Origin of the sequence: Pseudomonas segetis (assembly GCF_900188155.1) — a bacterium.
Classification (GTDB): domain Bacteria; phylum Pseudomonadota; class Gammaproteobacteria; order Pseudomonadales; family Pseudomonadaceae; genus Aquipseudomonas; species Aquipseudomonas segetis.
Window position 1 is genome coordinate 108,261 of record NZ_FZOG01000002.1, and the last position, 25,808, is coordinate 134,068.

28 protein-coding genes are annotated in these 25,808 nt (G+C 57.5%); 15 read left to right on the forward strand and 13 right to left on the reverse strand.

The genetic code is table 11. The annotated features are described in order from the left end of the window. Nucleotides 1-61: 61 nt before the first annotated feature. From CHB79_RS06240 to CHB79_RS06265, 7 genes are all read right to left on the reverse strand, one after another. Nucleotides 62-922 (reverse strand): efflux RND transporter periplasmic adaptor subunit, encoded by an 861-nt coding sequence (locus tag CHB79_RS06240; RefSeq protein ID WP_089359282.1) that lies wholly within the window; start codon nt 920-922, stop codon nt 62-64. A 17-nt stretch (nt 923-939) separates the two neighbouring features. Beyond that, nucleotides 940-1,143, reverse strand: a complete 204-nt coding sequence (locus CHB79_RS06245; protein ID WP_010490519.1) for a DUF1656 domain-containing protein — start codon at nt 1,141-1,143, stop codon at nt 940-942. Next, on the reverse strand, nt 1,130-3,118 hold the full coding sequence (locus tag CHB79_RS06250; protein ID WP_089359283.1) for an FUSC family protein: 1,989 nt from the start codon (nt 3,116-3,118) through the stop codon (nt 1,130-1,132). Before CHB79_RS06250 ends, CHB79_RS06245 begins: the two co-directional genes overlap by 14 nt. Nucleotides 3,119-3,535: 417 nt before the next feature. Continuing rightward, nucleotides 3,536-3,646, reverse strand: a complete 111-nt coding sequence (gene ccoM, locus CHB79_RS22295) for a cytochrome c oxidase subunit CcoM (protein WP_010490515.1) — start codon at nt 3,644-3,646, stop codon at nt 3,536-3,538. Nucleotides 3,647-3,802: 156 nt separating this feature from the next. Continuing rightward, nucleotides 3,803-3,964 (reverse strand): hypothetical protein, encoded by a 162-nt coding sequence (locus tag CHB79_RS22000; RefSeq protein WP_010490513.1) that lies wholly within the window; start codon nt 3,962-3,964, stop codon nt 3,803-3,805. Further along, nucleotides 3,954-4,574: an alpha-ketoglutarate-dependent dioxygenase AlkB family protein gene (locus tag CHB79_RS06260; protein ID WP_010490511.1), complete on the reverse strand. Its 621-nt coding sequence runs from the start codon at nt 4,572-4,574 to the stop codon at nt 3,954-3,956. The genes CHB79_RS22000 and CHB79_RS06260 overlap by 11 nt, the downstream gene beginning before the upstream one ends. Before the next feature lie 82 nt (nt 4,575-4,656). After that, nucleotides 4,657-4,959, reverse strand: coding sequence for an aspartate-semialdehyde dehydrogenase (locus CHB79_RS06265; RefSeq protein WP_089359284.1), 303 nt, complete (start codon nt 4,957-4,959; stop codon nt 4,657-4,659). A 181-nt stretch (nt 4,960-5,140) separates the two neighbouring features. On the opposite strand from CHB79_RS06265, the gene rapA reads away from it, so the two are divergent. Further along, nucleotides 5,141-7,987, forward strand: coding sequence for an RNA polymerase-associated protein RapA (gene rapA / locus CHB79_RS06270; protein ID WP_089359285.1), 2,847 nt, complete (start codon nt 5,141-5,143; stop codon nt 7,985-7,987). Between the two features lie 59 nt (nt 7,988-8,046). Here the strand turns inward: rapA and CHB79_RS06275 are convergent, their stop codons facing one another. Next, nucleotides 8,047-9,396 (reverse strand): spinster family MFS transporter, encoded by a 1,350-nt coding sequence (locus CHB79_RS06275; RefSeq protein WP_089359286.1) that lies wholly within the window; start codon nt 9,394-9,396, stop codon nt 8,047-8,049. A 376-nt stretch (nt 9,397-9,772) separates the two neighbouring features. On the opposite strand from CHB79_RS06275, the gene CHB79_RS06280 reads away from it, so the two are divergent. Next, on the forward strand, nt 9,773-11,944 hold the full coding sequence (locus CHB79_RS06280; protein ID WP_089359287.1) for a putative bifunctional diguanylate cyclase/phosphodiesterase: 2,172 nt from the start codon (nt 9,773-9,775) through the stop codon (nt 11,942-11,944). Nucleotides 11,945-11,965: 21 nt separating this feature from the next. Here CHB79_RS06280 and CHB79_RS06285 read toward each other — a convergent pair whose 3' ends face one another. Then, the gene (locus tag CHB79_RS06285; RefSeq protein WP_089359288.1) at nt 11,966-12,760 is read right to left on the reverse strand and encodes a hydroxypyruvate isomerase family protein; all 795 of its coding nucleotides are present in this window, start codon (nt 12,758-12,760) and stop codon (nt 11,966-11,968) included. Continuing rightward, nucleotides 12,757-13,647, reverse strand: a complete 891-nt coding sequence (locus tag CHB79_RS06290; protein ID WP_089359289.1) for an NAD(P)-dependent oxidoreductase — start codon at nt 13,645-13,647, stop codon at nt 12,757-12,759. Before CHB79_RS06290 ends, CHB79_RS06285 begins: the two co-directional genes overlap by 4 nt. Before the next feature lie 159 nt (nt 13,648-13,806). Here CHB79_RS06290 and CHB79_RS06295 point away from each other — a divergent pair, with 159 nt between their 5' ends. Then, nucleotides 13,807-14,160 carry a RidA family protein gene (locus CHB79_RS06295; RefSeq protein ID WP_010490497.1) on the forward strand — a complete coding sequence of 118 codons (354 nt, stop codon included), beginning with the start codon at nt 13,807-13,809 and terminating at the stop codon, nt 14,158-14,160. A gap of 5 nt (nt 14,161-14,165) precedes the next feature. Next, nucleotides 14,166-14,987 (forward strand): AraC family transcriptional regulator, encoded by an 822-nt coding sequence (locus CHB79_RS06300; protein ID WP_089359290.1) that lies wholly within the window; start codon nt 14,166-14,168, stop codon nt 14,985-14,987. Here CHB79_RS06300 and CHB79_RS06305 read toward each other — a convergent pair whose 3' ends face one another. Continuing rightward, the gene (locus CHB79_RS06305; RefSeq protein ID WP_010490493.1) at nt 14,988-15,575 is read right to left on the reverse strand and encodes a LysE family translocator; all 588 of its coding nucleotides are present in this window, start codon (nt 15,573-15,575) and stop codon (nt 14,988-14,990) included. 146 nt (nt 15,576-15,721) lie between these two features. On the opposite strand from CHB79_RS06305, the gene CHB79_RS22385 reads away from it, so the two are divergent. The 6 genes from CHB79_RS22385 to phnE all read left to right on the forward strand — a co-directional run bounded on the left by CHB79_RS22385 (nt 15,722) and on the right by phnE (nt 19,472). After that, nucleotides 15,722-15,811 (forward strand): VOC family protein, encoded by a 90-nt coding sequence (locus CHB79_RS22385; protein WP_425439580.1) that lies wholly within the window; start codon nt 15,722-15,724, stop codon nt 15,809-15,811. Between the two features lie 27 nt (nt 15,812-15,838). Further along, entirely contained in the window at nt 15,839-16,081 is a 243-nt protein-coding gene (locus CHB79_RS06310; RefSeq protein WP_245851378.1) for a VOC family protein, read from the forward strand. A gap of 154 nt (nt 16,082-16,235) precedes the next feature. Further along, the gene (locus CHB79_RS06315; protein ID WP_010490489.1) at nt 16,236-17,087 is read left to right on the forward strand and encodes a putative selenate ABC transporter substrate-binding protein; all 852 of its coding nucleotides are present in this window, start codon (nt 16,236-16,238) and stop codon (nt 17,085-17,087) included. After that, entirely contained in the window at nt 17,084-17,887 is an 804-nt protein-coding gene (locus CHB79_RS06320) for a phosphonate ABC transporter ATP-binding protein (RefSeq protein ID WP_089359291.1), read from the forward strand. The genes CHB79_RS06315 and CHB79_RS06320 overlap by 4 nt, the downstream gene beginning before the upstream one ends. After that, entirely contained in the window at nt 17,881-18,708 is an 828-nt protein-coding gene (locus tag CHB79_RS06325) for a PhnE/PtxC family ABC transporter permease (protein ID WP_089359292.1), read from the forward strand. Before CHB79_RS06320 ends, CHB79_RS06325 begins: the two co-directional genes overlap by 7 nt. After that, complete coding sequence (phnE, locus tag CHB79_RS06330; RefSeq protein WP_010490485.1) at nt 18,705-19,472, forward strand: phosphonate ABC transporter, permease protein PhnE; 768 nt, start codon at nt 18,705-18,707, stop codon at nt 19,470-19,472. The genes CHB79_RS06325 and phnE overlap by 4 nt, the downstream gene beginning before the upstream one ends. A gap of 20 nt (nt 19,473-19,492) precedes the next feature. Here the strand turns inward: phnE and CHB79_RS22320 are convergent, their stop codons facing one another. Together CHB79_RS22320 and CHB79_RS06340 are read right to left on the reverse strand one after the other, a co-directional pair. Further along, a complete protein-coding gene (locus CHB79_RS22320; protein WP_010490483.1) occupies nt 19,493-20,233 on the reverse strand; it encodes a DUF5064 family protein in 741 nt (246 codons plus the stop codon). 67 nt (nt 20,234-20,300) lie between these two features. Further along, entirely contained in the window at nt 20,301-20,618 is a 318-nt protein-coding gene (locus tag CHB79_RS06340) for a DUF2288 domain-containing protein (protein ID WP_010490481.1), read from the reverse strand. Nucleotides 20,619-20,913: 295 nt separating this feature from the next. Here CHB79_RS06340 and CHB79_RS06345 point away from each other — a divergent pair, with 295 nt between their 5' ends. From CHB79_RS06345 to CHB79_RS06365, 5 genes are all read left to right on the forward strand, one after another. Next, complete coding sequence (locus CHB79_RS06345) at nt 20,914-22,035, forward strand: branched-chain amino acid ABC transporter substrate-binding protein (RefSeq protein ID WP_089359293.1); 1,122 nt, start codon at nt 20,914-20,916, stop codon at nt 22,033-22,035. A 118-nt stretch (nt 22,036-22,153) separates the two neighbouring features. Then, the gene (livH, locus tag CHB79_RS06350) at nt 22,154-23,077 is read left to right on the forward strand and encodes a high-affinity branched-chain amino acid ABC transporter permease LivH (protein ID WP_010490476.1); all 924 of its coding nucleotides are present in this window, start codon (nt 22,154-22,156) and stop codon (nt 23,075-23,077) included. After that, on the forward strand, nt 23,074-24,342 hold the full coding sequence (locus CHB79_RS06355) for a high-affinity branched-chain amino acid ABC transporter permease LivM (protein ID WP_425439581.1): 1,269 nt from the start codon (nt 23,074-23,076) through the stop codon (nt 24,340-24,342). The genes livH and CHB79_RS06355 overlap by 4 nt, the downstream gene beginning before the upstream one ends. After that, nucleotides 24,339-25,106: a high-affinity branched-chain amino acid ABC transporter ATP-binding protein LivG gene (livG, locus tag CHB79_RS06360; RefSeq protein ID WP_010490473.1), complete on the forward strand. Its 768-nt coding sequence runs from the start codon at nt 24,339-24,341 to the stop codon at nt 25,104-25,106. The genes CHB79_RS06355 and livG overlap by 4 nt, the downstream gene beginning before the upstream one ends. Continuing rightward, nucleotides 25,106-25,807: an ABC transporter ATP-binding protein gene (locus tag CHB79_RS06365; RefSeq protein ID WP_010490471.1), complete on the forward strand. Its 702-nt coding sequence runs from the start codon at nt 25,106-25,108 to the stop codon at nt 25,805-25,807. The genes livG and CHB79_RS06365 overlap by 1 nt, the downstream gene beginning before the upstream one ends. Nucleotide 25,808 lies beyond the last annotated feature (1 nt).

Here is a 25,808-nt window from a genome sequence, read left to right on the forward strand (position 1 = left end):
AGACGACCGATGCTCGACTTGGCGCCGCACTTGAGGAACCTCTGGGATTTACCGAGGTTCCTTAGCGCTTGCCCAGCACTTTGACGCTGGCGGTCATGCCGGCGCTCAACAAGACATCCTCCGGCATTTCATCAAGCTGGATACGCACCGGGATACGCTGCGCCAGGCGCACCCAGTTGAAGGTCGGTTCGACATTGGCCAGCAATTGGCCATCCGGGCTGGCGTTGCGATCGGTAATGCCACGGCTGATGCTTTGCACATGCCCCTTGAGTGGGTGTTGATAGCTCATCAGCCAGATTTCGACCTCATCACCGACTGCGATCTTGGGCAGCTTGGTTTCTTCAAAGTAGGCCTGTACGTAATAGGAATCCTCATCCACCAGCGCCAGCACTGGCTGGCCGGTGTTTACGTAATTGCCTTCAGCAAGTTGCAAGTTGGTGATGTAGCCGTTGCGCGTTGCCAGCAACCGGCTGCGCGAGACATTCAACTGGGCTTGCTTCACCTCAGCCTGTGCCTGATGGTATTCGGCCAGGGCAATTTGCGCACTGATCTGCGAGTTCTCCCGTAGCTCGGCGCTGATTGCCTGCGGCCCCAGGCGAGCACGCCTGGAGGCTTCGTGCTGACGCAAATTCAACTGTTGCTTGCGGGTTTCCAATACCGCCTTGGCCTGTTCAAGGGCAACGTCATAGCGCTCCGGATCGATCTTCATCAACAGGTCGCCAACGCTGACCCGCTGGTTGTCCTTGAGCGACAACCCCACCACTGCCCCGGAAACATCAGGCGCAATGGTCACGATATCGGCTCGTACTCGTGCGTCGCGCGTCCATGGCGAATACATGTAGTAATTCCATAGCCAGTGACCGGCAAACAAGGCCGCCAGCACAACGGCAAGGGTAATACACACACGAATAGTTGAACGCATAAATTGATTCTCCATGACTAACGCCCAAGCACCGCAACAATGCCTGCCAACACACACACAAACAACGCCGTATCGAACAGTGCTTCATGCCAGATCCAGCGCGAGGCGCCAAGGCGAGCAAGCAACAGGCGCAAGACCCCGGTCACCGCAAACGCCAGCACCAGGTAGATAAGAAACGGGCTGAGCAGGACACCGCCTATCGACCACTCATGCAAGCCCATATTGCTCTCCTTTATGAGCACACCAGTTTTTCCAGCCTAACTGCAATTGCAGCAGCGCAGCTCGCGCCAGGCGCCGGTCAATACTCGAAGTATTGGCATCGAGCGCCTGCAACAACTGTTCAACGGCTGTATCCAATACCTGCCCGCGCTCAGGCGCCGGACCAATGCCCAGTTGCAGATCGAGTTGCTGCAGGAAATGCTGCTCGGCGATGCCAACCGACTTGTCGCCGGCCTCCAGGCACCCACGCAGATGCAGCAATTCATCACCCAGATCAAGGCTGGCGATACCGTCATCCCAGCGCGTGCGCGTTTCATTGGGCAACGCAGGATAATGTCGCGCCAACTGCAATAGTCGATCAGCAATACGCCCGCCAAACCAGTTTTCGGCACCACTGAGGGGGCGCCGGGTCAAGCGCCGCAGATCATTGAGCGTGGCATCCAGCAACCGGCTGCCCAGCCAGCGGGGGTTGCGGATGGAAATCAGGTTGAATGCCAGCACGGCAAAGCCAACCCCCATGATCAGTGCCTGCGAAGTATTGAGGAAATAAGAGACGCTGAAATTCATCTGGTTTTGCGGCGAGCAAAGCAAAATAAAGTGCAGCGCAAAAGATGTGGACGTGGCGCCCATGGCCGGATTGCACATGCCCAATGCGGCAAAAAACAGCGGCACGCCCATGGCCAGGCAAAGCATGGCAAAGCTGCTCAACTGCGGCAGGATCAGCTCTCCCACCACAAAGGCCACTGGAATGGCGTAGAAGATCCCGCGCAGGAACATCATGCCGATCTGCGCTGCATTATCGCGGCTGGCAAACAGGCTGCAGACCACCGCCGTCATCAGGATACCGCCGGAGGCGAAGGTCCAGCCGGTCGCCATCCAGAATGTACAAAACGCCAGGAAGGCCAAGGCGCTGCGGCCACCGTAAATCAAAGCCGTCTGCCAGTCGCTGTGCCATGACAGGGGGTCTGGCGCATTGCGCGGGGCAACCCCCTGTTCGACAGCGTGCAATGACTGATCAGCAACCTTCATGCGGGTAACCAACAGCAACAAGCGCTCCAGGCAGATCTGCTGCGCGGTATTCAATCGTTCGCTCAAGGCGGCCAAGCGAACCCGTTCGGCCAGCCCATCCAAACCACTCATCTGCTCCATTTCGAACTGCTCACGCGCAGCGACGATCAGGGGCTCGATACACTCTCGCTCTTGCGCACTGAGCTGGCGTAACTGACGCCCTACCCCACGAGCGAGACGCAACATGCTAAGCAAGTCACGGCTCAGGACCCGCAACGCTGCAGCTCTCTGACGCCCGCGCGTGCCCTCAAACCAGGCATGTTCGCGTTGTGAGTCGACCGCCACTATATGCCCCAGAACCTGCAGCAAGCCCTGTCGCGCGTGGCCCTCTTGCGCCAAGGCCAGCGAGGCTGCGTTCAAGCCAGCGCGCCAGGCAACATTGGCCTGCTGGATCAGCTGCACCTCGACCCTCTGTGGCCAGATGATTGCGCTTGCTGCGGTGGCGCAGAGGATACCCAATGAAATTTCGGTGCAGCGTGCCACTGCTTGATCAAACACCGTGAGCGGGTTGCTCACTGCTGGCAAGCCGATGATGGCCACGGTGTAGCCTGCCAGTACGAAGGAGTAGGACCAGGCGCTGCGCAGCATGGTTGAAGAAGCCGTACACATGGCCAGCCAGAGCGCCAGCGCGCCTATGAACACCCAGGGTGTCTGCGCGAAAAGACCAATAAACGCCACGGACATGATGGTCCCGACCAGGGTGCCAACCATTCGTGCCAGGCCCTTTTGCGCAACCATGCCTGACAAGGGCTGGGCCACGATAAATGCGGTCATCATCGCCCATACCGGTTGCTCTAGGCCAAAGCGCATCGCGCACCAGAGCGCCAGCCCTGCTCCGAGCAGCGTTTTGATTGCAAATTGTATGGCTTGTCGGCTAGGCGCAATGAAGGCCAGCGATGCGTGGGGCATGACTGCGTCCGAGGAATTGCTCAAGTATGAAAATAGCGGATTGACACCAACACGCCTCTGAAACTTTCACGCAAGGTATTGCGAAGCTATAAATTGCTCATTGATGACCACCGGCGGCATAGCCGCATTGCTAGGCAATCATTCTGCAATCGGGTTTCACGCTGAAGCTTAAGAGGCTTGCAAAAGCCTTTCGCGTGACAATTATTAGCCAGCTAACTAAATTCGTCTAGCCCATGCTAACAATTCTGCGAAAAATAGATGGCTATGCATTCAAGTGCTCAAGGCTGAACACTGGGGATTTCAATCAAAGGTTGTGCTGACTCTTCGGCCATGCCCATTGCAGACGATGACCCACAAAAAAAGGCGACCGAAGTCGCCTGAAGCTGCCTTGCGTGCAGTCGAGTTGAAAGACCCGCCTTACTTGCGCTTGTGCGCGTCTTTCCAAATGAACATACCAACCCCGCCAAAGAAGGCGAACATCAGCAATACAGTGCCAATACCTGCAAGAACGACAGTGTCGATAAACATGGTTGCCTCCTAGACGGCGTGTAATCTGGAATGGCTCCAAGTTACGCAACGGCAGGCTGGCTGGACTTGACTTGGATCAATAATGATCCCGGGGCGGGACTGAATCAGCACCAGACACTGATCCAGATCAATAGAACAACAGGGGCTTGTAACGACTTAGCGCTTCTTCGACTTGCCTTTGGACTTTTTCTTGGCCTTAGGCAGTGGCAGGGCCTGCTCGAACGCCTTGCGCATTTCATCGAGCTTCTTGTCGTGCAGGTCGTGGATCCGCTTGCCACGCTCGACGTTAAAGTCGATCAGGTTGTTTTCATTGCTCATGAGCAAAACCATCCCCGTCCAGTACATAACGAAAAGTCAGATTAAGCCGTGGCGCGCAGGGTTTGCGCGTTTTGGCTATCTGGTGCTGCCAATAATGCTGGGTTGATCCGCGCATGACCAGTAGCGAACCATGATCCAGGTGCAAAGAGTGCTCAATGCGCTGCTGGCCTTTACGGCGCAAGTCAAAACGCCTGCCGCCGCCAAGGCTCAATGAAACCACAATCGGATCGCGCCCCAGTTCTGCCTCGTCATCACTGTGCCAGCCCATTGAGTCCTGGCCATCGCGATAATAATTGAGCAGCAGGCCATTGAGGGGCTGGCCTACAAAATCTACCAGTTGCGTACGGATCTGCGCCAGCAGAGGCGTCCACGGCAGGGGCACGTGATACAGGCCCGAATAACGATAGCCAATGCCCGCGTCGCCATACCAGGCCAACAGACGTGGTACCGGATGGCAGCGCCCGAACAGATTGACCTCCGGCTGCTGCCAGGGCGTCTGCCGATGCAGTTGTTGCAACCAGAGGTCGGCAAGCTCGGCGTTGAGCCACTGCGGATAAAAATCCAGCTCAGCATCAGGCAGCTGCAGTGGGGTATCGGCAAACAAACTCACAGCGCTATTCACTCAAGGCAAAGCATTCGGGCTGTGCGAGAAGATCACTCGCGCGGTTAGCACAACCTGCATTGTCGGCTGCTCAGACCTCAATATCCACCCACAATCCCCGGCGCGGGAGTTCCTCGCCGTCCTCATTGGGCTCGACGTCGCTGGTTTCATCGCCCGCTTCTGCCAGCAATGCCGCAGCATAGCGTTTTTGTTGGCGGCGCTGCTCTTCGCGCAATATCGCCTCGGCGTCCTGCGGATGGCGTTTATCGAGGTTAAGCGCGCTTTCCTTGCTGGTTTCTGCCACAGGCATGACCGGCGGGGTAAGCGGCTTGGGCTTGACCACATCCTGGCTAGCAGTAACGGGGACCAAGCTCTGCGGGATCGGTGGCAACACGATTGGACCCTCCTTTGGTCAGGCTGTCGGCAGGTTGAGCGCAAACATGAGCCTGACCTCACTACACTTTCGACTCAAAGGCTGATTTTTTATATCCAGCAAAACGCGAAAAGATCAATGGGGCTTTGGCCTAAACCGGCGTTGCGGTTACCATAGCCGGCTTTTCACGCGGGAGACAGGCATGGCGCAGCAGTATGAACCGGGGCAACGCTGGATCAGTGACAGCGAAGCAGAGCTGGGCTTGGGGACCATCCTCATGCAGGAAGGTCGCATGCTCACGGTACTTTACCCGGCGACTGGCGAAACCCGTCAATACGCCGCGCGCAGCGCACCACTGACGCGTGTGCGCTTCTCGCCCGGCGATGAGATCACCCATTTTGAAGGCTGGAAGCTGACCGTACAGGAAGTCAACGATATCGACGGCCTGCTGGTCTATCACGGCCTCAATGCGCAGCATCAAAGCGTGACAATGCCGGAAACCCAACTCTCCAACTTTATCCAGTTCCGTTTGGCCAGCGACCGCCTGTTCGCCGGCCAGATTGACCCACTGGCCTGGTTCGGCCTGCGTTACCGCACGCTTGAATTCACCAGTAACCACATGCAATCGCCGCTCTGGGGTCTGGGTGGCGTGCGTGCACAGCCCATTGCGCACCAGCTGCACATTGCCCGCGAAGTTGCAGACCGAATTGCACCGCGCGTATTGCTGGCTGACGAAGTCGGCCTGGGTAAAACCATCGAAGCAGGCATGGTGATCCACCGTCAACTGCTCTCTGGCCGTGCCAATCGCGTACTGATACTGGTTCCTGAAAACCTGCAACACCAGTGGCTGGTGGAAATGCGTCGACGTTTCAACCTCGACGTCGCCCTGTTCGACGCCGAACGCTTTATTGAAAGCGACGCCAGCAACCCATTCGAAGACTGCCAACTGGCGCTGGTCGCCCTGGAGTGGCTGCGCGAAGATGAAAAGGCCCAGGACGCTTTATTTGCCGCTGGCTGGGACTTGCTGGTAGTCGACGAAGCACACCACCTGGTCTGGCACCCGGAACGCTCCAGCCCGGAATACTCATTGGTCGAGCAACTGGCTGAAGTCATCCCCGGCGTACTGTTGCTGACCGCAACACCTGAGCAACTCGGCCAGGACAGCCACTTTGCCCGTCTGCGCCTGCTCGACCCCAACCGCTTCCACGACCTCGAAGCCTTCCGCGCCGAAAGTGCCAACTACCGGCCGATTGCCGAGGCCGTGCAAGAATTGCTGGATCAAGGTCGCCTGTCGTCCGAGGCCCATAAAACCATTCATGACTTCCTTGGTGCCGAAGGCGAAGGCCTGCTGGCAGCAGTCAATGACGGCGACAGCGAAGCCTCGGCGCGCTTGATCCGCGAACTGCTCGATCGCCACGGCACTGGCCGCCTGCTGTTTCGTAACACCCGTGCCGCTGTCCAGGGTTTCCCTGAGCGGGAACTGCATGCCTATCCGCTACCAAGCCCGGACGAGTACATGGAGTTGCCGATTGGCGAGCATCCGGACCTGTACCCGGAAGTCAGCTATCAAGCCCAAGCCGAGGTGGATGAAGAACAGCGCTGGTGGCGCTTCGACCCGCGTGTCGAGTGGTTGATCGACACCTTGAAGATGCTGAAAAAGTTCAAGGTCCTGGTGATCTGCGCCCACGCCGAAACCGCGCTGGACCTTGAAGACGCACTGCGCGTGCGCTCGGGCATCCCCGCCACCGTATTCCACGAAGGCATGAGCATCCTTGAGCGTGACCGTGCCGCCGCTTACTTCGCTGACGAAGAATTCGGCGCCCAGGTGCTGATCTGCTCCGAGATCGGCAGTGAAGGCCGCAACTTCCAGTTCTCTCACCACCTGGTACTGTTCGACCTGCCGGCCCACCCCGACCTGCTTGAGCAGCGTATTGGCCGTCTTGATCGTATCGGCCAAAAGCACCGTATCCAGTTGCATGTGCCCTACCTTGAGAGCAGCCCGCAAGAGCGCTTGTTCCAGTGGTATCACAATGCGCTCAACGCATTTCTGGCCACCTGCCCGACAGGTAACGCCCTTCAGCATCAGTTTGGCAGCCGCATGTTGCCGCTGCTGGAAAGCGGTGATGACAGCGAATGGCAAGCCCTGGCGGACGAAGCCAAAACCGAGCGTGTACGTCTTGAAGGCGAGTTGCATGCGGGGCGCGACCGCCTGCTGGAGCTTAACTCCGGCGGCGCCGGTGAAGGCCAGACCCTGGCGGCCGATATCGAAGAGCAGGACGACCAGTTCGCCTTGCCGATCTACATGGAGCAGTTGTTCAATGCCTTCGGTATTGACAGCGAAGACCACTCGGAAAACGCACTGATCCTGCGCCCAAGCGAGAAGATGCTCGACGCCAGCTTCCCGCTCGGCGACGACGAAGGCGTGACCATCACCTACGACCGCAACCTGGCGCTAAGCCGCGAAGACATGCAGTTCCTGACCTGGGAACACCCCATGGTGCAAGGCGCCATGGATCTGGTGCGCTCCGGTTCGATGGGCAACACTGGCGTGGCCTTGATCAAGAACAAGGCGCTAAAACCAGGCACCGTATTGCTTGAGCTGCTCTATGTCAGTGATGTGGTCGCACCACGCGCCCTGCAACTTGGTCGCTACCTGCCGCCGGCAGCGCTGCGTTGCCTGCTCGACGCCAACGGTAACGACCTTGCCAGCAAGGTGGCCTTCGAGACGCTCAACGATCAATTGGAAAGCGTGCCACGCGCCAGCGCCAACAAGTTCGTCCAGGCGCAGCGCGACACACTCAACCCGCAAATTGCAGTGGGTGAAGAAAAAGTCATGCCGCGCCACCTGGAGCGTGTCGCCGAAGCCAAGCGTCGCCTGGCAGCTGATATGGATGAAGAGCTGGCCCGTCTCACCGCATTGCAAGCGGTCAACCCAAGCGTGCGAGACAGCGAGATCGAAACCCTGCGCAACCAGCGTGAGCAAGGCTTGAGCTCGCTCGATAAAGCGGCGTTACGTCTTGAGGCAATCCGCGTGTTGGTTGCAGGTTAAGTAGCCGACTCGAATCAAGAAGCCCGCATTCGCGGGCTTCTTTTTGTGTGCGTGAAAGCTCAGCCCAAGGCCACGCCAGCATCCAGCGGCACCTCGGCGGACATTTTGTGCTGCATGCGCTGCGCATCCGCAGCAAAGCAGCGCGAAGCCTGGACCAACGCCAGCATGGTCAGGAACAACGCCACTGGTATCAGATACATCGCATCATGCAAACCAACTGCCTTGAACGCCTCGTTCATCTCGCTGGCACCTGCCGCCAGCATCGCCGCCTGGGCAAAGTGATCAGACAGCAAACCAACCGCCAATGGCCCGAGACCACCGCCCAGCAAGTAAAGACCGGCAAAAAACAACGCCACGGCCGTGGCCCGCAAGCGGGGTTCTACGACATCTTGAATCGCCGTGTACACACAGGTGTAGAAGTTGTAGGAGAACAGCCAGCCGAGGCTGAACACGCCGACAAATACGGCGACATCGATACGTCCGGAGAACAGGGCGTAGCCGGTTGCCAGCGTTGCAATCAGCATGCTCAACGCCGCAAATAACAGGCGCCCGGTCTCTGAACGCTGGTGAATCTTGTCCGCGACCCAGCCACCCAGGGTCAAGCCGACAAGGCCGGTCAAGCCCACGATCACGCCAGTGGCCACGGCCGCTTGCTCCAGGGGTAGCAAGAAGTAGCGCTGCAGCATCGGCACCATGAATGAGTTGCAAGCATAGGTTGCAAAGTTGAACGCCAAACCGGCCAGCACCAGCCACCAGAATGTGCGAATCGCCAGCACCTTGCGCAGCGGCTTTTCAACCTTGGTGTTTGCCACGGCAACGCGCTCGGATGCGCCACGCGCGGGTTCCTTGATAAAGAACATCATCAGCGCCAGAAGCAAGCCTGGCACCGCCGCGATAAAAAATGGCGCTCGCCAGCTGTCAAAGATACGCACCATGCTGCCGATGGTAAAAAACGCCAGCAACAAGCCAATCGGCAAACCGAGCATGAAAATACCCATCGCCCTGGCACGTTTGTGCGCCGGGAACAGATCGCCAATCAGTGAATTTGCGGCAGGTGCATAGCTGGCTTCACCAATGCCGATGCCCATGCGAATCAGCAAGAAACTCCAGAAATTCCACGCCAGGCCATTGACCGCGGTCAAGCCGCTCCAGGCCGCCAGGCCCCAGCCCATGATTTTGCGCCGTGCGCCAGTATCCGCCATGCGCCCAAGCGGCACGCCTGCAATGGCGTAGACAATGGTAAATGCCGTGCCCACCAGCCCCAGCTGCAGATCGCTCAGGCTCCATTCTTTGCGCAGAGGCTCGATAATGATCGCCGGAATGGTGCGATCGAAAAAATTGAACATGTTGGCCAGAAACAGCAAAAACAAAACGCGCCACGCATTGGCTGCCTGCTGGGTGGGTTGCATGCGAAGTTTCCTATTATTCTTGTTGTTTTGCTGAAACCTCAGACAGCGTTCCAACTATTGATGTTGCAAGCACGCTAGAGCCTATGGCGGCCTGTGTCTGTGACTATTCGCATGCTGAATCCACGGCCCTAACCCAACCCTATCCATGGCATCCGTACATAAGGACAGTGACGCCTGCTGAGCCAAACATTCCCATCCAGCCAGAACGCGAAGTTCGACCGGCTTAAACCTGTGTTTATGCAGCGTTCCAGGCCCGGTCGTTGTTTCTTCAACAACTTTTTCGCGCATTGACCCTCAATGGCTACACTTGCATGAGCCAATGTCACTTTGCCAGCCCTGAGACGAATGGCATTCGGTTGCTACTGGAGAAATAATCATGGATTGGTTTGATCTGCGATTTATCCAGCACATGCCATCAGATGGTCATCTGCTGGAAACCAGTCATCAAAGCCTGGGCATGATGCTCCTGGCTTTTCTACTGGCCTGTATTGCCTGTTACACCGTTCTTGAAGTGATTGAGCGCATCAGCCAGGCGCAACAGCCACTGAGCCGCTGGTTGTGGCGGATAGTCGGTGCGCTCTGCCTGGGCAGTGGCTCCTGGGTACTGCACTTTATCAATCAGTTACCCGCTGAAGAATATGCGCAGTCTGCCGTAGCTGCGCCGGCAAACTTCAGTTCCCTGTGTGTCGCAACGGCTTCGGCCTTTGTGGTCATGCTGAGCATCTCCAAGGGGCACGCCAAACCGGCACGACTTTTCACTAGCGCCTTGCTTATCAGTTTGAGCAGCACAGTGCTGCATCTGTTTGCGATCACCCAAAGTCCCCAGGTGATCGCCCTGTTTTACTCGCCCCTGCTGATCATGGCCGCGCTCGCCTTCGCTTGCGCATTCAGCTATGCCGCCCTGTATAGCTACGACCACCAGCATGCACAATCCCCGGCGATGTCACGGTTGAGCCGGATTACCGCCAGCGCAGCGCTTGCACTGGCCATTGAGTTCACGCACAGCTTCGGTGTGGAAGCTGTGGTCGCCGACCTCGCAAGCACTGCTTCAACAGACGTGCCGGGGGCTGAGTCGCACATGGCCCTGATTGTCTCGTGCCTGGCATTGCTTGGATTTGCCGCGAGCCTGATTGCCGCAGCGCGAGACAAGTACCAGGTCGTCAACCAGTCTAATGTGCATCGGGTCAATAGCCTGCTCAACCAACTGGACCACGCCCGCACATCGCTCCAGCAAGCAGCCAACTATGATGTTTTAACCCAGCACTTGAACCGCCGGGGCCTGAACCTCGCATTCACCGAGAAGCTGCTCAAGCACCAACAAACCAATACACCACTGGGCGTACTGGTTATCGATATCGACCATTTCAAGCGGATCAACGACAGCCTGGGCCATGCTATCGGCGACAGCATGCTCAAAGTAATAGCCGAGCGCGTGAGCTCAGCCTTGCGCAACGACGACGTACTCTCACGCCTGGGAGGCGATGAGTTCTGTGTGCTTGCCAGCCTCAAATCCAAGGATGAAGCACGGGTGTTGGCCGGGCGCGTTTTACTGGCAATGAAAGAACCCATAGTGATCAATGGCCGCTGCATGACGATGACCACCAGCATCGGCATCTGCATGTTTCCCGAGGATGGCAACAGCCCGGATGAACTGCTCAAGCATGCCGAACTGGCGCTGTACCAAGCCAAGGGCAGCGGACGCAATCAGATGCATGTGTTTAGCTCGCAGCTAAAGGCCAAGGCCAGTGTTGAATTGCTGCTCGAAGAAGAACTGCACACCGCCTTGCGCAGCGATCAAGGCCTGCAACTCTTCTATCAGCCAATACTCAATTTGCACAGCGGGAAGCTCAGCAAGCTTGAGGCGCTCGTGCGCTGGCAGCACCCTCAGCGGGGGCTGCTAAGCCCTGACCGGTTTATTGGTATCGCTGAAGCCAACGGCTTTATCGCTGAGCTGGATAACTGGGTACTGCGCCGTGCTTGCTGTGATCTCTCACGATTGGCCGACGAGGGTCACGAGCATATCAAGATCGCCGTCAATTGCTCTGCGCTCAACCTGGGTCGCAAGGAGTTGGCCACGGAAGTCAGCGAGGCGCTGTTGCACTTCTCGGTTCCTGCGCAACGACTCGAACTGGAGGTCACCGAAAACGCCCTGATGGGAAATATCGGCCAAGCCATCGATCTACTTCAAGAGCTGCGCGCCCAAGGCGTCAGTTTATCTATTGACGACTTTGGTACTGGCTATTCGTCACTGGCTTACCTGAAACGCTTACCCATCGACACCTTGAAAATCGATCGCTCTTTCATCCAGGACATTCCCGGTGCCAATGAAGACATGGAAATTGTCCAAGCCATAATCGCCATGGCTCATTCACTGCGACTCAAAGTGGTGGCCGAGGGCGTGGAAACCCCCGAGCAATTGGACCTGCTCGCTAAATTGAAATGCGACAGCATTCAGGGCTACCTGCTCAGCCGCCCCATTCCCATGCAGCAACTACTGACCTTCCTCGCAGACTTCAAGGTAGAAAGCAGTCTTGCACATCACCTATAGGCAAGCGCCTGAACACGCAGCTCAGGCCTGATCCAGCTGCGTGCGCCATTGACTTAGCCAGCTCAGACTGGCCTGGGTGCCCTGGGCGCCAGGTTTGTACTCGGCCCCCATCCAGCCCTCATAACCAGAGGCGTTGAGGCTTTTGAACGCGGCCATAAAGTCCAGGTTGCCGCTGCCTGGAGCGCCACGACCAGGACAGTCGGCAAATTGCACATGACCGATACGGCCTTTGAGCCGCTGGACACCAGAACTGATGTCATCGTCCTGCATGGCCATGTGATAGATATCGTACTGGGCGCTGCAGTTGGCGTGATCGACCCTCTCCAGCAGGGCATGCAGATGCTCGCTTGTATTGATTAAAAAACCGGGCATATCCGTTGTATTGACCGCCTCGCACACCACCGCAATACCCAGCAAGGCGAAGGCGTCTGCAGTCTTGCGCAAGTTTGCTGCCAGTGTTTGCAAGGCTTGTTCGCGCTCAACCCCATCTGCCAGCCTTCCTGGCAGTACGTTGACCATGGCCGGGCGTAACATCGCCGCATAGCTCAAAGCAGTCTCCAGCGCTTGATCAAACTCGGCCTGGCGCGCCGGTACCGCCGCCAAGCCATCTCCGCCAGTCATCAGGTCTGCGGCTGGCAGGTTGATCACGCGCAACGGCATGCCTGCGGCTTCAAGCGCCTCCTTCAAGCGAATAGCGGGAACCTCATAGGGAAACTGGATCTCAACCCCGTCAAAACCCGCTGCACTGGCAGCGACTATTCGATCAACCAGAGGCAGTTCGGTAAATAGCAGTGATAAGTTGGCGCAGATTTTCATAGTTTTTGCTCACGGTATTGCTGAACCAGAGTGGCGGGGTCTTTTTCCAGATAGCCTTGGCTGCCATGCAAGCGCATCAGCTGAGCGGCCAAGCCAGTTACGGGCGTTGCCGAGCCTGTCTGCTGGGCGACTCGAACGGCGGTATCCAGATCCTTGAGCAAGGTGCGTACGTGCCACTTGATGGGTTCAAACTCACTCGCCGCCATTTGCGGCGCAAGAATCTGCAAGGGTTTCGAATCGGCAAAACCGCCGGCCAGGGCTGGCGCGATCAGGCTTGCATCGACCCCTGACTTTTCAGCCAGGGCCATGACCTCGGCAATGACCAAGGCATTGCAGGCAACGATCATCTGGTTGCAGACCTTGGTCACCTGCCCCGCGCCCACATCGCCCATGCGCGTGAGGCGCTGGCCAAGATGGGCCAGCACGGGCCGGATTCGTTCGATGTCTGCATGGCTGCCGCCCGCCATGATTGCCAATGACCCCGCCTCCGCGCCAGCGGTACCGCCAGAGACCGGCGCATCGATCCAGCGCATGCCGGTACGGCTCTCAAGCTCGGCGGCCATGTCCCGGGTTTGTGCGGGGTCAAGACTGGAAAAATCGACCAACAGTTGGCCCGCCCTTGCTGTCTCGGCCACGCCGCCGGGGCCGAACACGACTTCACGTACCACATCGGTATTGGCCAGGCACAACATGATGATGTCAGCCTTGGCACAGAGTTGTGCCGGTTGATCCACCGAAGCCGCGCCCTGCTCAATCAGCGGCTGGCACTTCTCAGGCGAGCGATTCCAAACCGCCAACGGATAACCTGCCGCCAACAGGCGACGCGTCATCGGCAGGCCCATCAGACCAATTCCAGCAAAAGCTAAAGCGGGTAAACCAGCAGGCATCATCAACTCCAGTCTCGACAAAGGTTATGCGGCTATCTTAAACCCAAAGCATGGTCGTCATTCAGTCGCTAGCTGATTAGACTATGGGCTTTCGAGCATAGTAGGCTGCAGCACAATGCGACTGTGCCCAATTCACTGCCACAAGACCAAGGGACTTCCATGAGCATCACTCGCTTAGAAACCTCCGCACGCATGAGCCGCGTTGTCGTTCATAACAATACCGCCTACCTGTGCGGCCAGGTTGCCGAAGACCGCACAGCGGGTATCGAAGATCAAACCCGGACCATGCTGGCCAAGGTTGATGCACTGCTTGAGTCGGTCAACAGCAGCCGCGAGCAGATTCTCTCTGCAACCATTTACATCAAGGACATGAGCCACTTCGCGGCCATGAACAGCGTGTGGGATAACTGGGTACCCAGTGGCTTTGCACCGGCCCGCGCATGCGTGCAAGCGAGCATGGCCAGCCCTGAACTGCTGGTTGAAATATCCGTAGTCGCTGCGATTACAGAGTAAAGGTCATGACCGATAGCGTGCCGCAATTCTGCCGTGACCCGGCATTGCCAGCCATTGAGGCACGCTCGATTATTGATGGGCGCAAGGTCTGTTATGCGCTGCATGCCCACGCCCACTTTTCCATTGGGGTGATTACCGCCGGAGCCTGCACCTACATCAACGGCGCTCAACGCCAGGCTATCAGCCAAGGCACCACTGTGCTGATGAATCCGCAGGCGGTGCATGCCTGCAACCCGATTGACGAGCAACCCTGGTCCTATCGAATGCTCTATGTCGACTACCAATGGCTGGCTCGGGTACAAGCCTCTGTGCGGCGGCTTTCAATTGAGCAATTCCAGGCCTACCAGCCGATACTGAGCCTTTCCCCGACGCTCTTCGAGGCCTTCAATCAGTTCTACGACAAGCTGCTCGACACCTCGCTCGCGCCAAAGCAGAAGCAGGCATCGGCGCTGGCGTTCTTCACCCTGATGGATCGCACGCTCGCGCCATCGATTGACGCAGCAAGCGAACCCGAACAAGCCCATGCCAAGCTTGAACTGGCTGCGGCGTTTATCCGTGAAAACTGCGCGCAGCCGCTGAGCCTGCAACAGATCAGCGACGCAGCCGGCCTCTCCCGCTCGTACATGATTCGTGCTTTTCGCCAGCACTTCGGCATGACACCACACACCTACCTGACCAACCAGCGCGTGCAACTTGCGCAACGCCTGCTCAAGCGCGGCGAGTTGATCGTCGATGCGGCGCTGGCAGCAGGCTTTGCCGACCAGGCGCACCTGCAACGCACCTTCAAACAGTTCATGGCCGCCACGCCCGGGCAATACCGGGGCTGATCAAGCCAGTAGCAAATAGCCGCAACACAGCACCAGCAGCGCCGCCATAGAGCGGTTGAACACACGCATGGCAGTTGGTGAATTCAGGTACTGCTGCAAGAAGGTCCCAGCCACTGCCCAGCAGGCAATCGACAGGTAGCAGACGATAAAGTAAATCGTTGAAAACGCGGCAATCTGCTGCACGTCGCCATCAGCCACGAACGCGCCCATGCCAGCAACGCAGGCCATCCAGGCCTTGGGGTTGAGCCACTGCAGCGTTGCTCCATAGAGAAACGACGGCGCCCGCCCCCTTGCAGCTGTGTCCAGTTGACCGCTATCGGTTGCCAGCTTGAAGGCCATGAACAACAAAAATGCCACGCCAGCCAGCTTGATCAGCTCGGTCAGAAACGGCCACAGTTGCAAGACCTTGTGCAAACCCAATCCCGTCAATACCAACAACAAGGTGAAGCCCAGCGTTGCACCGGTTACATGCCGCAGGCTGGCACGCAGGCCAAACTGCACTGCGCTACTCAGGGCGATGATATTGACCGGCCCCGGTGAAATTGAACTGGCCAGGGCAAACGCCGCCATCGACAACCAAACACTCATACCCAACCCTCACGCAACTGTATTCAGGAAGCGCAAGGCTAAACAGCATGCAATCGCAAGGATTGAAGAAAAATACCCTGGGTAGCTGGTCTACTCTGAAACGCGAGACTAGCTTGAGCCCAATCACATCGACACAGGAGCCGCCAATGCCCGCCCATGAGAAGATCAACTACGTCGAATTCCCAGCCAGGGACCTGAACGCTACCAAGGCATTTTTCAGCGCAGCCTTTGGCTAGACATTTATCGATTATGGCCCCGACTATGTGGCGTTTTCCGATCAGGGGCTGGACGGTGGATTCTTCGCCTCGGACCAATGCTCGACCTGCGCCAACGGCAGTGCGCTGATCGTCCTGTTCAGTGACGACCTTGAAGACACGCAGGCCAAGGTCAGCGCTGCCGGAGGCACAATAAACAAGGCGATCTACAGTTTTCCCGGCGGACGCCGTTTCCACTTTATCGAACCCAGCGGCAATGAGTTCGCCGTGTGGGCGCTGCCAGCTAGCTGATCCCAGCAGCGTCAGTCAAACCCGATGGTTGCCCCGCACATAAAACATTTATACGTGTCCCGCAGGCAAGCACGTTATGCTTCACGTCCACATTTACCAAGACTTGCCCTTATAATTAGCTCGCTTTCCCCGCTATTTAACCGGAGAACCCGCCATGTTTAAACGTACCCTTGCGCTCGCCGCAGGCATTGCGCTGTCTGTTTCCGCCGTTTGCAGCCATGCAGCCGATGTCCTGCGAGTTTCTGCTATTCCTGACGAGGCCCCGACGGAGCTGCTACGCAAGTTCAAGCCGCTGGGTGAATACCTTGAACAGCAACTGGGCATGAAGGTTCAGTTTGTTCCCGTTGCCGACTATGCCGCAGTGGTCGAGTCACTGGCCTCTGATCGTCTCGACATGGCTTGGCTGGGTGGCTTTACCTTCGTCCAGACCCGACTGAAAACCGGTAATGCCGTGCCACTGGTCCAGCGCGAGCAGGACGCCCAGTTCACCAGCAAGTTCATCAGCGCCGATCCGGACGTCAAGTCGGTCAAGGACCTCAAGGGCAAGACCTTTGCCTTCGGTTCAGTGTCGTCGACATCCGGCAGCCTGATGCCACGCTATTTCATGCTCCAAGACGGCATCAAGCCTGAAGAGTTCTTCAGCCGGGTTGCCTACTCCGGTGCCCACGACGCGACCGCAGCCTGGGTCCAGGCGGGTAAGGCAGACGGCGGTGTACTCAATGCATCGGTCTGGGAAAAACTGGTTGCCAGCGGCAAGGTCGACACCAACAAAGTCAAGGTGATCGCCACCACGCCAACCTACTACGATTACAACTGGACCGTGCGCGGCACCCTTGACCCGGCGCTGCAAGCCAAGATCAAGGCGGCGTTCCTGGCGCTCGACCCGGCAGTACCGGAGCAGAAAGCCATTCTTGACCTGCAGGCGGCGAGTCGCTTTATCGAAACCAAGCCTGAAAACTACGAAGGCATCGAGCAAGCAGCACGCGCAGCTGGCCTGTTGAAGTGACTGTAACGCTACAAGGCGTGGGTCTGACCCACGCCAATGGACAGGTTGCGCTCAGTGATATTGATCTGACGATCAACGCAGCTGAGCGCATCGCCATTATCGGCCCTTCAGGCGCAGGCAAAACCACGCTACTGCGCTTGCTTGCAACCAGCTTGCAGCCAAGTACCGGCTCGATCAGCCTGCTTGAACAACAGCCCTGGGCCCTCAGTGCAAGCCAGCGTCAACGCTTGCGCGCACGCATTGGCTTGATCCACCAGGCACCGCCATTACCGCCGCGCCAGCGCGTAGTCACGGCAATTCTCGCCGGGAAACTCGGGGCGTGGTCACTGCTCAAGAGCTTGCTCAACCTGTTTTACCCAGTGGACATTACCGGCGCCCAAGCCGCGCTGGCCCGCCTGGACCTGGCAGACAAGCTGTTCGAGCGCTGCGACCAATTATCCGGTGGTCAGCTGCAACGCGCGGGTATTGCCCGCGTCTTGTATCAAGGCCCGCAATTGATTCTCGCCGATGAGCCTGTGTCCGCCATGGACCCGGTACTCGCCGGCCATACACTCAGCGTGTTGAACAACGAAGCTGCCGCCCGTGGAGTGACACTGCTGGCCAGCCTGCATGCGGTCGACCTGGCCATGGCGCATTTCCCTCGGGTGATAGGGGTACGCGCGGGACGCATTATGTTTGACCTGCCAAGCGACCAGATTAGTCCTGAGCAACTGGATACGCTCTATGCCAATGAAAAGTTGCAGCCAACGCCAGAAGTAATCACGCCGCCCCCGCTTGTGGTGCAAATTCCACGATGCTGAAACCTGCTCTACGCGACCCGGCTGCACTGCCACGCCTGGCACTGGCCCTGCTCGCCATCATCATCCTGTGGCCCGGGATAAAGCTGAGCGAGCTTGACCTTGGAGTCTTGTTCGACGCTGAAAACAGCAAGACCATGGGCAGTTTTCTCAGTGGCTTCTGGCCGCCCGCCCATGACTCCGAGTTTCTGCACATACTGCTGCGCGCCACCCTTGAAACACTGGCAATCGCCACTGCAGGCATGGCGCTGGCACTGCTGCTGGCGATTCCTTGCGGGCTGCTGGCCAGCCGCGCATTGTCACTTTCGGCAGCGCATCGCAATGGCCGCCTTGCCTGGTGGTCACTGGCCCTGCGCTGGCCAGTACGCGGGCTGTTGATTGTACTGCGCAGCGTGCCTGAAGTCGTCTGGGCGCTATTATTCGTGCGCGCCGTGGGCCTGGGGCCAACGGCTGGCGTGCTGGCCATCGCCATTACCTACAGCGGCATGCTGGGTAAGGTCTACGCCGAAATTTTCGAGTCGGTTGACCCTCGCCCCGCTCGCGCGCTGCTGGTAGCGGGCAGTCCACGACTGATGGCATTCGCTTATGGCGTGCTGCCCAATGCCTCGGCCGAAATGCTGTCCTATACGGTGTACCGCTGGGAGTGTGCGGTGCGGGCATCGGTGGTCATGGGTTTTGTCGGTGCAGGCGGACTCGGCCAGCAAATCGATTTGTCATTGCGCATGTTCGCTGGCGGTGAAGTCGCCAGCATGCTCCTGACCTTCCTGCTGTTGGTGCTGCTCGCTGACCAACTGAGCAGATTGCTGAGGGCGAGACTGCAATGAAGTATCTGCTCAACTACAGCCTGGTGGCATTGCTGCTGGCTTCGGTATTCGCATCCTTCAGCTACCTGAATATCGACCTGACGACCCTGTTTGCCGGTGATGGCTTGAGCCAGATGGGCAGCTACGCCAGTGGCTTTTTCAGCCCTGACTTTAACGCCTCGCACTTACGCGCTATTGGTAAAGGTGCACTGGAAACCCTGGCCATGTCGTCCATTGGCACCCTGCTGGCCGCGCTGCTCGGCATGCTGCTGGCACTTCCGGCCGCCGGACGGTTTGGCCTGTTTGCCATGAGCCTCAGCCGCCTGCTGCTCAATGCGTTACGTGCGATTCCTGAACTGGTCTGGGCAGCGCTGGTCGTGCTGGCTGCCGGACTGGGGCCCAATGCCGGCACGCTGGCCCTTGCACTGCATACTGCAGGCGTGCTCGGCCGGCTGTTTGCCGAAGCCTTGGAAAACGTCAGTGACGAACCCGCACAGGCAATTCGCCTAGCCGGTGGTGGACGCGCTGTCGCCTTTTGCTACGGCACGCTGCCGGAAGTTTGGCCACAACTGATCGCCTACACACTGTACCGCTGGGAAAACAATATTCGCATGGCCAGCGTGCTGGGTTTTGTTGGCGCAGGGGGCCTGGGACAAATGCTCTACTTCCACCTCAGCCTGTTCCAGGAAGCACAGGCTGCATCGGTAATCCTGGCGATGCTGGTGCTGGTGCTGGCGGTCGATGCATTAAGCGCCTGGGCACGCCAACGCTGGGTCAGCCAGTAACCCAGCGCCAACGCATGTGCTTACAGGCCGTCTTTGGCCAAGTGCTGCAGATCAACCGCTTCGCCGCTGCGTAGCTGCAGCTTTTCGCGGATATCGGCAAACATCAAGTCGTACTCCTTGTGACGACGCATGATGATGCCGTTGTTCACCGGAATGCCATGCTTGGCCACGACGCGGGTTGCCACACTGCTGAAGTTATAGGCGGTGTCGCGGTGTAGTTCGAACTTCTCCTCGAAGTCCTTGCCATTGCAGTTACCGACAAGGCGCACCGAAAGCATCGGTCCTTCAACCGGGTCCTGGCGAACGTCGTAGTACATGTCCAGTGAATAAACCGGGCAACCATTGCTGGCGACCTTGTTGGCCCGGTGCAGGTGACCCTCGGTATATTTGGAAACCGGTGGCACCGCTTCCTCGATTACCTCGGGCTCGAGCACCTCAACAGGCACGCCGAGCTTGGCCTTGATGTCGGCATACATCCGGTCGTAATCTTTGTGGTTGCGTGCAATCAGGCCATCGCTGCCAGGCACCCCGTATTTTTTACCAATGCGGCCAATCACGCTGGCGAAATTGAATGCCTCTTCGCGCGACAGCTCAAAGGACTCTTCGAACATAGAGCCGTTAACGTTACCGGCCATGCGCATGCACAGTATCGGCTTGAAGTTCTCATCACGGTGCACGTCGTAATAAATATCGACACTGAATTCAGGTATATCACTCGAAGCGCGTTGCTTGGTGCGATGTACGTGTCCTGGCTCAAACATTGTGCTACTCCATGTAAAAATTAATCACGCATCTAAATGGGTACGACCACTGAGACGATCTGAGCGTTCAGCGCTTATTTGGTGCATCCATGCGCTCTTGCACTAGCACCCAGGGTGCCACGACCACGGCCCACAACTGCGGATCACGGCTCAGCACGCCTTGAGCTTGCTGGTCGGTCATTTTAGTGACAAGCCCGCTCGACAACCAGCCCGAGACTTTGTCGGTGTCGTTCTCGGCCACGGCCTGGGCGACCTCAATTAAATCCTGTGTCGGCTCAATCCACAACAACGCGCCCCTGGCAAAATAGGGTTGCAACTCTTGCCAGGTAATGGCGGCTGTTTGCCCAAGGAGTTTGGCATAAAGGGTGCTTGGTTGCTCTGTCATGGTTGTGCCTATTTTTTAGCCGATTTTTGATTGCCATCATGATAACGTCGGCATGCTGGCAGGCAAGTTCGCCTGACGTCATAAAATGAACCCAAGGCACGCCGTTTTTCTATACATTTCTTATATTTAAGCGACACCTTCGGTTATTGTCCCCTGCTTCCGGCTTTTCAAGGCGCAAATCCGCGCTCTACACTGTACCGGTACAGTTGCTAGGGGTATGGCCGAGGAATAGAACTCGGTTCTGCAGCTTTGGCCGCAAGAACTACAACAACTAAAAACACAAGAGTGGAGCATTATGAAAAAGGCAACTAAGCAGATGTCCAAACTGTTAGCCGCCATGGCAATGGCCGGCGTTGCAAGCTACTCGATGGCTGCAGACACAATCAAAATCGGTTTGGCGGGTCCGGTTACTGGTGCTGTTGCCCAGTACGGTGAAATGCAGTTCATCGGCGCTAAAATGGCCATTGAGCAGATCAACAAGGCGGGTGGTGTAAACGGTGAAATGCTCGAAGGCGTAGTTTATGACGACGCTTGCGATCCAAAACAAGCCGTGGCCGTAGCCAACAAAATCGTTAACGATGAAGTTAAGTTTGTTGTCGGTCACCTGTGCTCCAGCTCCACTCAGCCTGCTTCGGACATCTACGAAGACGAAGGCATCTTGATGATTACCGCGGCCTCGACCAGCCCTGAAATTACCGCTCGCGGCTATCAGCTGATCTTCCGCACCATCGGTCTGGACAGCCTGCAAGGCCCAACTGCGGGTAACTTCATCGCTGACCATATCAAGCCGAAGAACGTTGCCGTTATCCACGACAAGCAGCAGTACGGCGAAGGCATTGCCACTGCCGTGAAGCAGACGCTTGAAGCCAAAGGCGTCAAGGTCAGCATCTTCGAAGGCATCAACGCTGGCGACAAAGACTTCTCGTCGATGATCTCCAAGCTCAAGCAAGCCGGTGTCGACTTTGTTTACTACGGTGGCTACCACCCAGAACTGGGTCTGCTGCTGCGTCAATCGGCTGAGAAGGGCCTGAAAGTCAAGTTCATGGGCCCAGAAGGCGTGGGTAACAAAGAGATTTCGGCAATCGCCGGTCCTGCTTCCGAAGGCCTGCTGGTTACCCTGCCGAAGTCGTTCGACCAGGACCCAGCCAACAAGGCACTGGTTGAAGCCTTCAAAGCCAAGAACGAAGATCCAAGCGGCCCATTCGTATTCCCTGCTTACGCAGCGGTACAAGTGATCGCTGGTGGTATCGAGAAAGCCGGCAGCACTGACACCGACAAAGTGGCAGCTGCCCTGCGCGCCAACACCTTCAAGACGCCAACCGGCGACCTTTCCTTCGACGAGAAGGGCGATCTGAAGGACTTCAGCTTCGTGGTTTACGAATGGCACCAGGACGGTACAAAAACCGAAGCTAAATAAGCCTCACTGTCCGAACCCAAAGCCCACTGCAGCCGCAGTGGGCTTTGTTTATCAGAAGAATCCCGGTCTTGCGCGGCGCCACAAGCGATGCATTACGCAACGACCCAGGAGCTAGGCAATGCCTGATCTTTATCACTACCTGCAACAGCTGGTTAATGGCCTGACCATTGGCAGCACCTATGCCTTGATTGCTATTGGCTACACCATGGTCTACGGCATCATCGGCATGATCAACTTCGCCCACGGCGAGGTTTACATGATTGGCTCTTACGTGGTGTTTATCGCAGTCGCCGGTCTCGCCATGTTTGGCATCCATAGCCTACCCATTGTGCTGATCACGGGATTCGCGGCCAGCATCATTGTCGCCAGTGCCTATGGATACAGTATTGAACGCGTGGCCTACCGGCCTTTACGCGGTGGTAACCGCTTGATCCCCCTGATTTCGGCAATTGGTATGTCGATATTCCTGCAGAACGAAGTACTGCTTGCGCAGGATTCCAAAGACAAGGCCATTCCCAATCTGCTTCCGGGTAACTTCGTGTTCGGCGAGAACAGCATGAACGGCGTGGTTATCTCCTACATGCAGGTGCTGATTTTCATCGTCACCTTCCTGGTCATGATCGGCCTGACCTGGTTCATCTCCCGCTCCCGCCTGGGTCGCGCCTGCCGCGCCTGCGCTGAAGACTTGAAGATGGCCAACCTGCTGGGCATCAACACCAACAACATCATTGCCCTGACCTTCGTCATTGGTGCCGCGCTTGCAGCGGTTGCTGCAATGCTGCTGAGCTTGCAATACGGCGTGATCAACCCGCACCTGGGCTTCCTCGCGGGCATCAAGGCCTTCACCGCAGCAGTACTTGGCGGTATCGGCAGTATTCCAGGCGCTGTGCTTGGCGGCTTGGTTCTCGGTGTTGCCGAGGCATTTGGCGCCGATATTTTTGGTGACCAATACAAAGACGTTGTCGCATTCAGCCTGTTAGTGCTGGTGTTGCTGTTCCGCCCGACTGGCATCCTGGGTCGTCCGGAGGTTGAAAAAGTATGAGTTCGGCAATTACTAAAAACCTCAAGACGGCATTTTTCAGCGCCCTGCTGGTACTGGCAGTGGCCTATCCAGTGCTGGGGCTCAAGCTCACCACCGTTGGTATCAAGCTCGAAGTGCACAACGCCAGCCCGGCGGTTCTGTGGACTATCGCGGCGTGCACCATCGTGATGTTCTTCTGGCAACTGTTTCGCGGCCCGATCAGCGCTGCCTGGTCACAGGCGCCGAAGCTGCCAAGCGTGCCGAGCAAGGCAACCAACTTCATCACCCTGCCCTCGACCCAGCGCTGGATTATCCTCGGCCTGATCCTGGTGGCATTGGCGTGGCCGTTTTTCGGCAGCCGTGGTGCAGTGGATATCGCCACCCTGATCCTGATCTACGTGATGCTCGGCCTGGGCTTGAATATCGTCGTGGGCTTTGCTGGCCTGCTCGATCTGGGTTACGTCGGCTTCTACGCCGTTGGCGCCTACACCTACGCCCTGCTGTCGTATTACTACGGCCTGGGTTTCTGGGTGTGCTTGCCGATTGCGGGGCTGATGGCGGCCTTCTTCGGCTTTATTCTCGGTTTCCCGGTGCTGCGCTTGCGCGGCGACTACCTGGCAATCGTGACCCTGGGCTTCGGCGAGATCATCCGCATCCTGCTGCGTAACATGACCTGGCTGACAGGCGGGCCGAACGGCATCAGCAACATCGATAAGCCAACCCTGTTTGGCCTGTCGTTCGAGCGCAGGGCCGCCGAAGGCCTGCAAACCTTCCACGAGTTCTTCGGCACCTCCTATCAGTCGATCAACAAGGTAATCTTTCTGTACCTGATTGCCCTGCTGCTGGTGCTGCTCACATTGTTCGTGATCAACCGGCTGCTGCGCATGCCGATTGGCCGGGCATGGGAAGCCCTGCGTGAAGACGAAATCGCTTGTCGCGCACTGGGCATGAACCCTACCGTCATCAAGCTCTCGGCCTTTACCCTGGGCGCCTGTTTCGCAGGTTTTGCCGGCAGTTTCTTTGCCGCTCGCCAAGGCTTGGTAACACCAGAGTCGTTTACCTTCATTGAATCAGCAATCATCCTCGCCATTGTGGTTCTGGGCGGCATGGGTTCTCAGCTTGGGGTGATTCTCGCCGCAATCGTGATGATCCTGCTGCCGGAACTGATGCGTGAATTCAGCGAGTACCGCATGTTGTTCTTCGGTGCCCTGATGGTATTGATGATGATTTGGCGTCCGCAGGGCTTGCTGCCCATGCAGCGCCCACACCTGGAGCTGAAACAATGAGCCGCCCGATTCTGGAAGTAAGCGGCTTATCCATGCGTTTTGGCGGCCTGCTGGCCGTCAACGGTGTGAATCTGACCGTCCACGAGAAACAAGTAGTATCGATGATCGGCCCCAACGGCGCCGGCAAAACCACCGTATTCAACTGCCTGACCGGTTTTTACCAGCCAACCAGCGGCAGCGTGCGCCTCAATGGCGAGCAGATCGAGGGGCTGACCGGCCACAAGATTGCCCGCAAAGGCGTAGTGCGTACCTTTCAGAACGTGCGCTTGTTCAAGGACATGACGGCGGTTGAAAACTTGCTGGTGGCGCAACATCGCCATCTCAACACCAACTTCCTGTCTGGTCTGTTCAAGACGCCTGCGTTCCGCAAAAGCGAACGCGAGGCCATGGAGTATGCCGCGCATTGGCTGGAGCAGGTCAACCTGACCGAATTCGCCAACCGCCCCGCTGGCACCCTCGCCTACGGTCAGCAGCGCCGCCTGGAAATCGCCCGTTGCATGATGACGCGACCAAGCATCCTGATGCTCGACGAGCCAGCGGCCGGCTTGAACCCACGGGAGACCGAAGACCTCAAGGCACTGATCGGCATGCTGCGCGACGAGCACAACGTCACAGTGCTGCTGATTGAGCATGACATGAAGCTGGTGATGAGCATCTCCGACCACATCTTCGTGATCAACCAGGGCACACCGCTGGCAGACGGAACGCCGGAGCAGATCCGCGACAACCCGGATGTAATCAAAGCCTATCTGGGGGAAGCCTGATGCTCTATTTTGAAAACGTTTCGACCTTCTACGGCAAGATCCAGGCCCTGCACGGCGTTAACGTTGAAGTCCGCCAGGGTGAGATCGTAACCCTGATCGGCGCCAACGGCGCAGGTAAATCGACCCTGTTGATGACCCTTTGCGGCAACCCGCAAGCCACCAGCGGCAGCATTCGTTACCAGGGTGAAGAACTGGTCGGCATGCAGACGCCGGATATCATGCGCAAAAGCATTGCCGTGGTTCCTGAAGGCCGTCGGGTGTTTGCGCGGCTCACGGTCGAAGAAAACCTGGCCATGGGCGGATTCTTTACCGAGAAAGCTGATTTCCAGGAGCAAATGGACAAGGTGTTGCACCTGTTCCCGCGCCTGAAAGAACGCTTTGAGCAGCGAGCCGGCACCATGTCCGGTGGCGAACAGCAGATGCTTGCCATTGGCCGTGCGCTGATGAGCAAGCCCAAGCTGCTGCTGCTTGATGAGCCTTCACTGGGTTTGGCGCCCATCATCATTCAGCAGATTTTCGATATCATCGAACAACTGCGCGAAGATGGTGTGACAGTGTTCCTGGTTGAGCAGAATGCCAACCAGGCATTGAAACTGGCGGATCGTGGTTACGTACTGGAAAACGGTCGTATCGTCATGCAGGGCAGCGGTGAAGAGCTGCTCAACGATCCAAAGGTACGCGACGCCTATCTCGGTGGTTAAC

Excerpts from the sequence above, each read along its gene's own strand:
- CHB79_RS22320 (WP_010490483.1), bottom strand. The coding sequence starts at position 20,233 with ATGTTTGAGCCAGGACACGTACATCGCACCAAGCAACGCGCTTCGAGT.
- CHB79_RS06300 (WP_089359290.1), top strand. The coding sequence starts at position 14,166 with ATGACCGATAGCGTGCCGCAATTCTGCCGTGACCCGGCATTGCCAGCC.
- CHB79_RS06295 (WP_010490497.1), top strand. The coding sequence starts at position 13,807 with ATGAGCATCACTCGCTTAGAAACCTCCGCACGCATGAGCCGCGTTGTC.
- CHB79_RS06315 (WP_010490489.1), top strand. The coding sequence starts at position 16,236 with ATGTTTAAACGTACCCTTGCGCTCGCCGCAGGCATTGCGCTGTCTGTT.
- CHB79_RS06280 (WP_089359287.1), top strand. The coding sequence starts at position 9,773 with ATGGATTGGTTTGATCTGCGATTTATCCAGCACATGCCATCAGATGGT.
- CHB79_RS22385 (WP_425439580.1), top strand. The coding sequence starts at position 15,722 with ATGCCCGCCCATGAGAAGATCAACTACGTCGAATTCCCAGCCAGGGAC.
- CHB79_RS06290 (WP_089359289.1), bottom strand. The coding sequence starts at position 13,647 with ATGCCTGCTGGTTTACCCGCTTTAGCTTTTGCTGGAATTGGTCTGATG.
- CHB79_RS06355 (WP_425439581.1), top strand. The coding sequence starts at position 23,074 with ATGAGTTCGGCAATTACTAAAAACCTCAAGACGGCATTTTTCAGCGCC.
- CHB79_RS06285 (WP_089359288.1), bottom strand. The coding sequence starts at position 12,760 with ATGAAAATCTGCGCCAACTTATCACTGCTATTTACCGAACTGCCTCTG.
- CHB79_RS06325 (WP_089359292.1), top strand. The coding sequence starts at position 17,881 with ATGCTGAAACCTGCTCTACGCGACCCGGCTGCACTGCCACGCCTGGCA.
- CHB79_RS06345 (WP_089359293.1), top strand. The coding sequence starts at position 20,914 with ATGAAAAAGGCAACTAAGCAGATGTCCAAACTGTTAGCCGCCATGGCA.
- CHB79_RS06250 (WP_089359283.1), bottom strand. The coding sequence starts at position 3,118 with ATGCCCCACGCATCGCTGGCCTTCATTGCGCCTAGCCGACAAGCCATA.
- phnE (WP_010490485.1), top strand. The coding sequence starts at position 18,705 with ATGAAGTATCTGCTCAACTACAGCCTGGTGGCATTGCTGCTGGCTTCG.
- CHB79_RS06275 (WP_089359286.1), bottom strand. The coding sequence starts at position 9,396 with ATGCAACCCACCCAGCAGGCAGCCAATGCGTGGCGCGTTTTGTTTTTG.
- CHB79_RS06340 (WP_010490481.1), bottom strand. The coding sequence starts at position 20,618 with ATGACAGAGCAACCAAGCACCCTTTATGCCAAACTCCTTGGGCAAACA.
- CHB79_RS06305 (WP_010490493.1), bottom strand. The coding sequence starts at position 15,575 with ATGAGTGTTTGGTTGTCGATGGCGGCGTTTGCCCTGGCCAGTTCAATT.
- CHB79_RS06240 (WP_089359282.1), bottom strand. The coding sequence starts at position 922 with ATGCGTTCAACTATTCGTGTGTGTATTACCCTTGCCGTTGTGCTGGCG.
- livG (WP_010490473.1), top strand. The coding sequence starts at position 24,339 with ATGAGCCGCCCGATTCTGGAAGTAAGCGGCTTATCCATGCGTTTTGGC.
- livH (WP_010490476.1), top strand. The coding sequence starts at position 22,154 with ATGCCTGATCTTTATCACTACCTGCAACAGCTGGTTAATGGCCTGACC.
- CHB79_RS22000 (WP_010490513.1), bottom strand. The coding sequence starts at position 3,964 with ATGAGCAATGAAAACAACCTGATCGACTTTAACGTCGAGCGTGGCAAG.
- CHB79_RS06365 (WP_010490471.1), top strand. The coding sequence starts at position 25,106 with ATGCTCTATTTTGAAAACGTTTCGACCTTCTACGGCAAGATCCAGGCC.
- CHB79_RS06245 (WP_010490519.1), bottom strand. The coding sequence starts at position 1,143 with ATGGGCTTGCATGAGTGGTCGATAGGCGGTGTCCTGCTCAGCCCGTTT.
- rapA (WP_089359285.1), top strand. The coding sequence starts at position 5,141 with ATGGCGCAGCAGTATGAACCGGGGCAACGCTGGATCAGTGACAGCGAA.
- ccoM (WP_010490515.1), bottom strand. The coding sequence starts at position 3,646 with ATGTTTATCGACACTGTCGTTCTTGCAGGTATTGGCACTGTATTGCTG.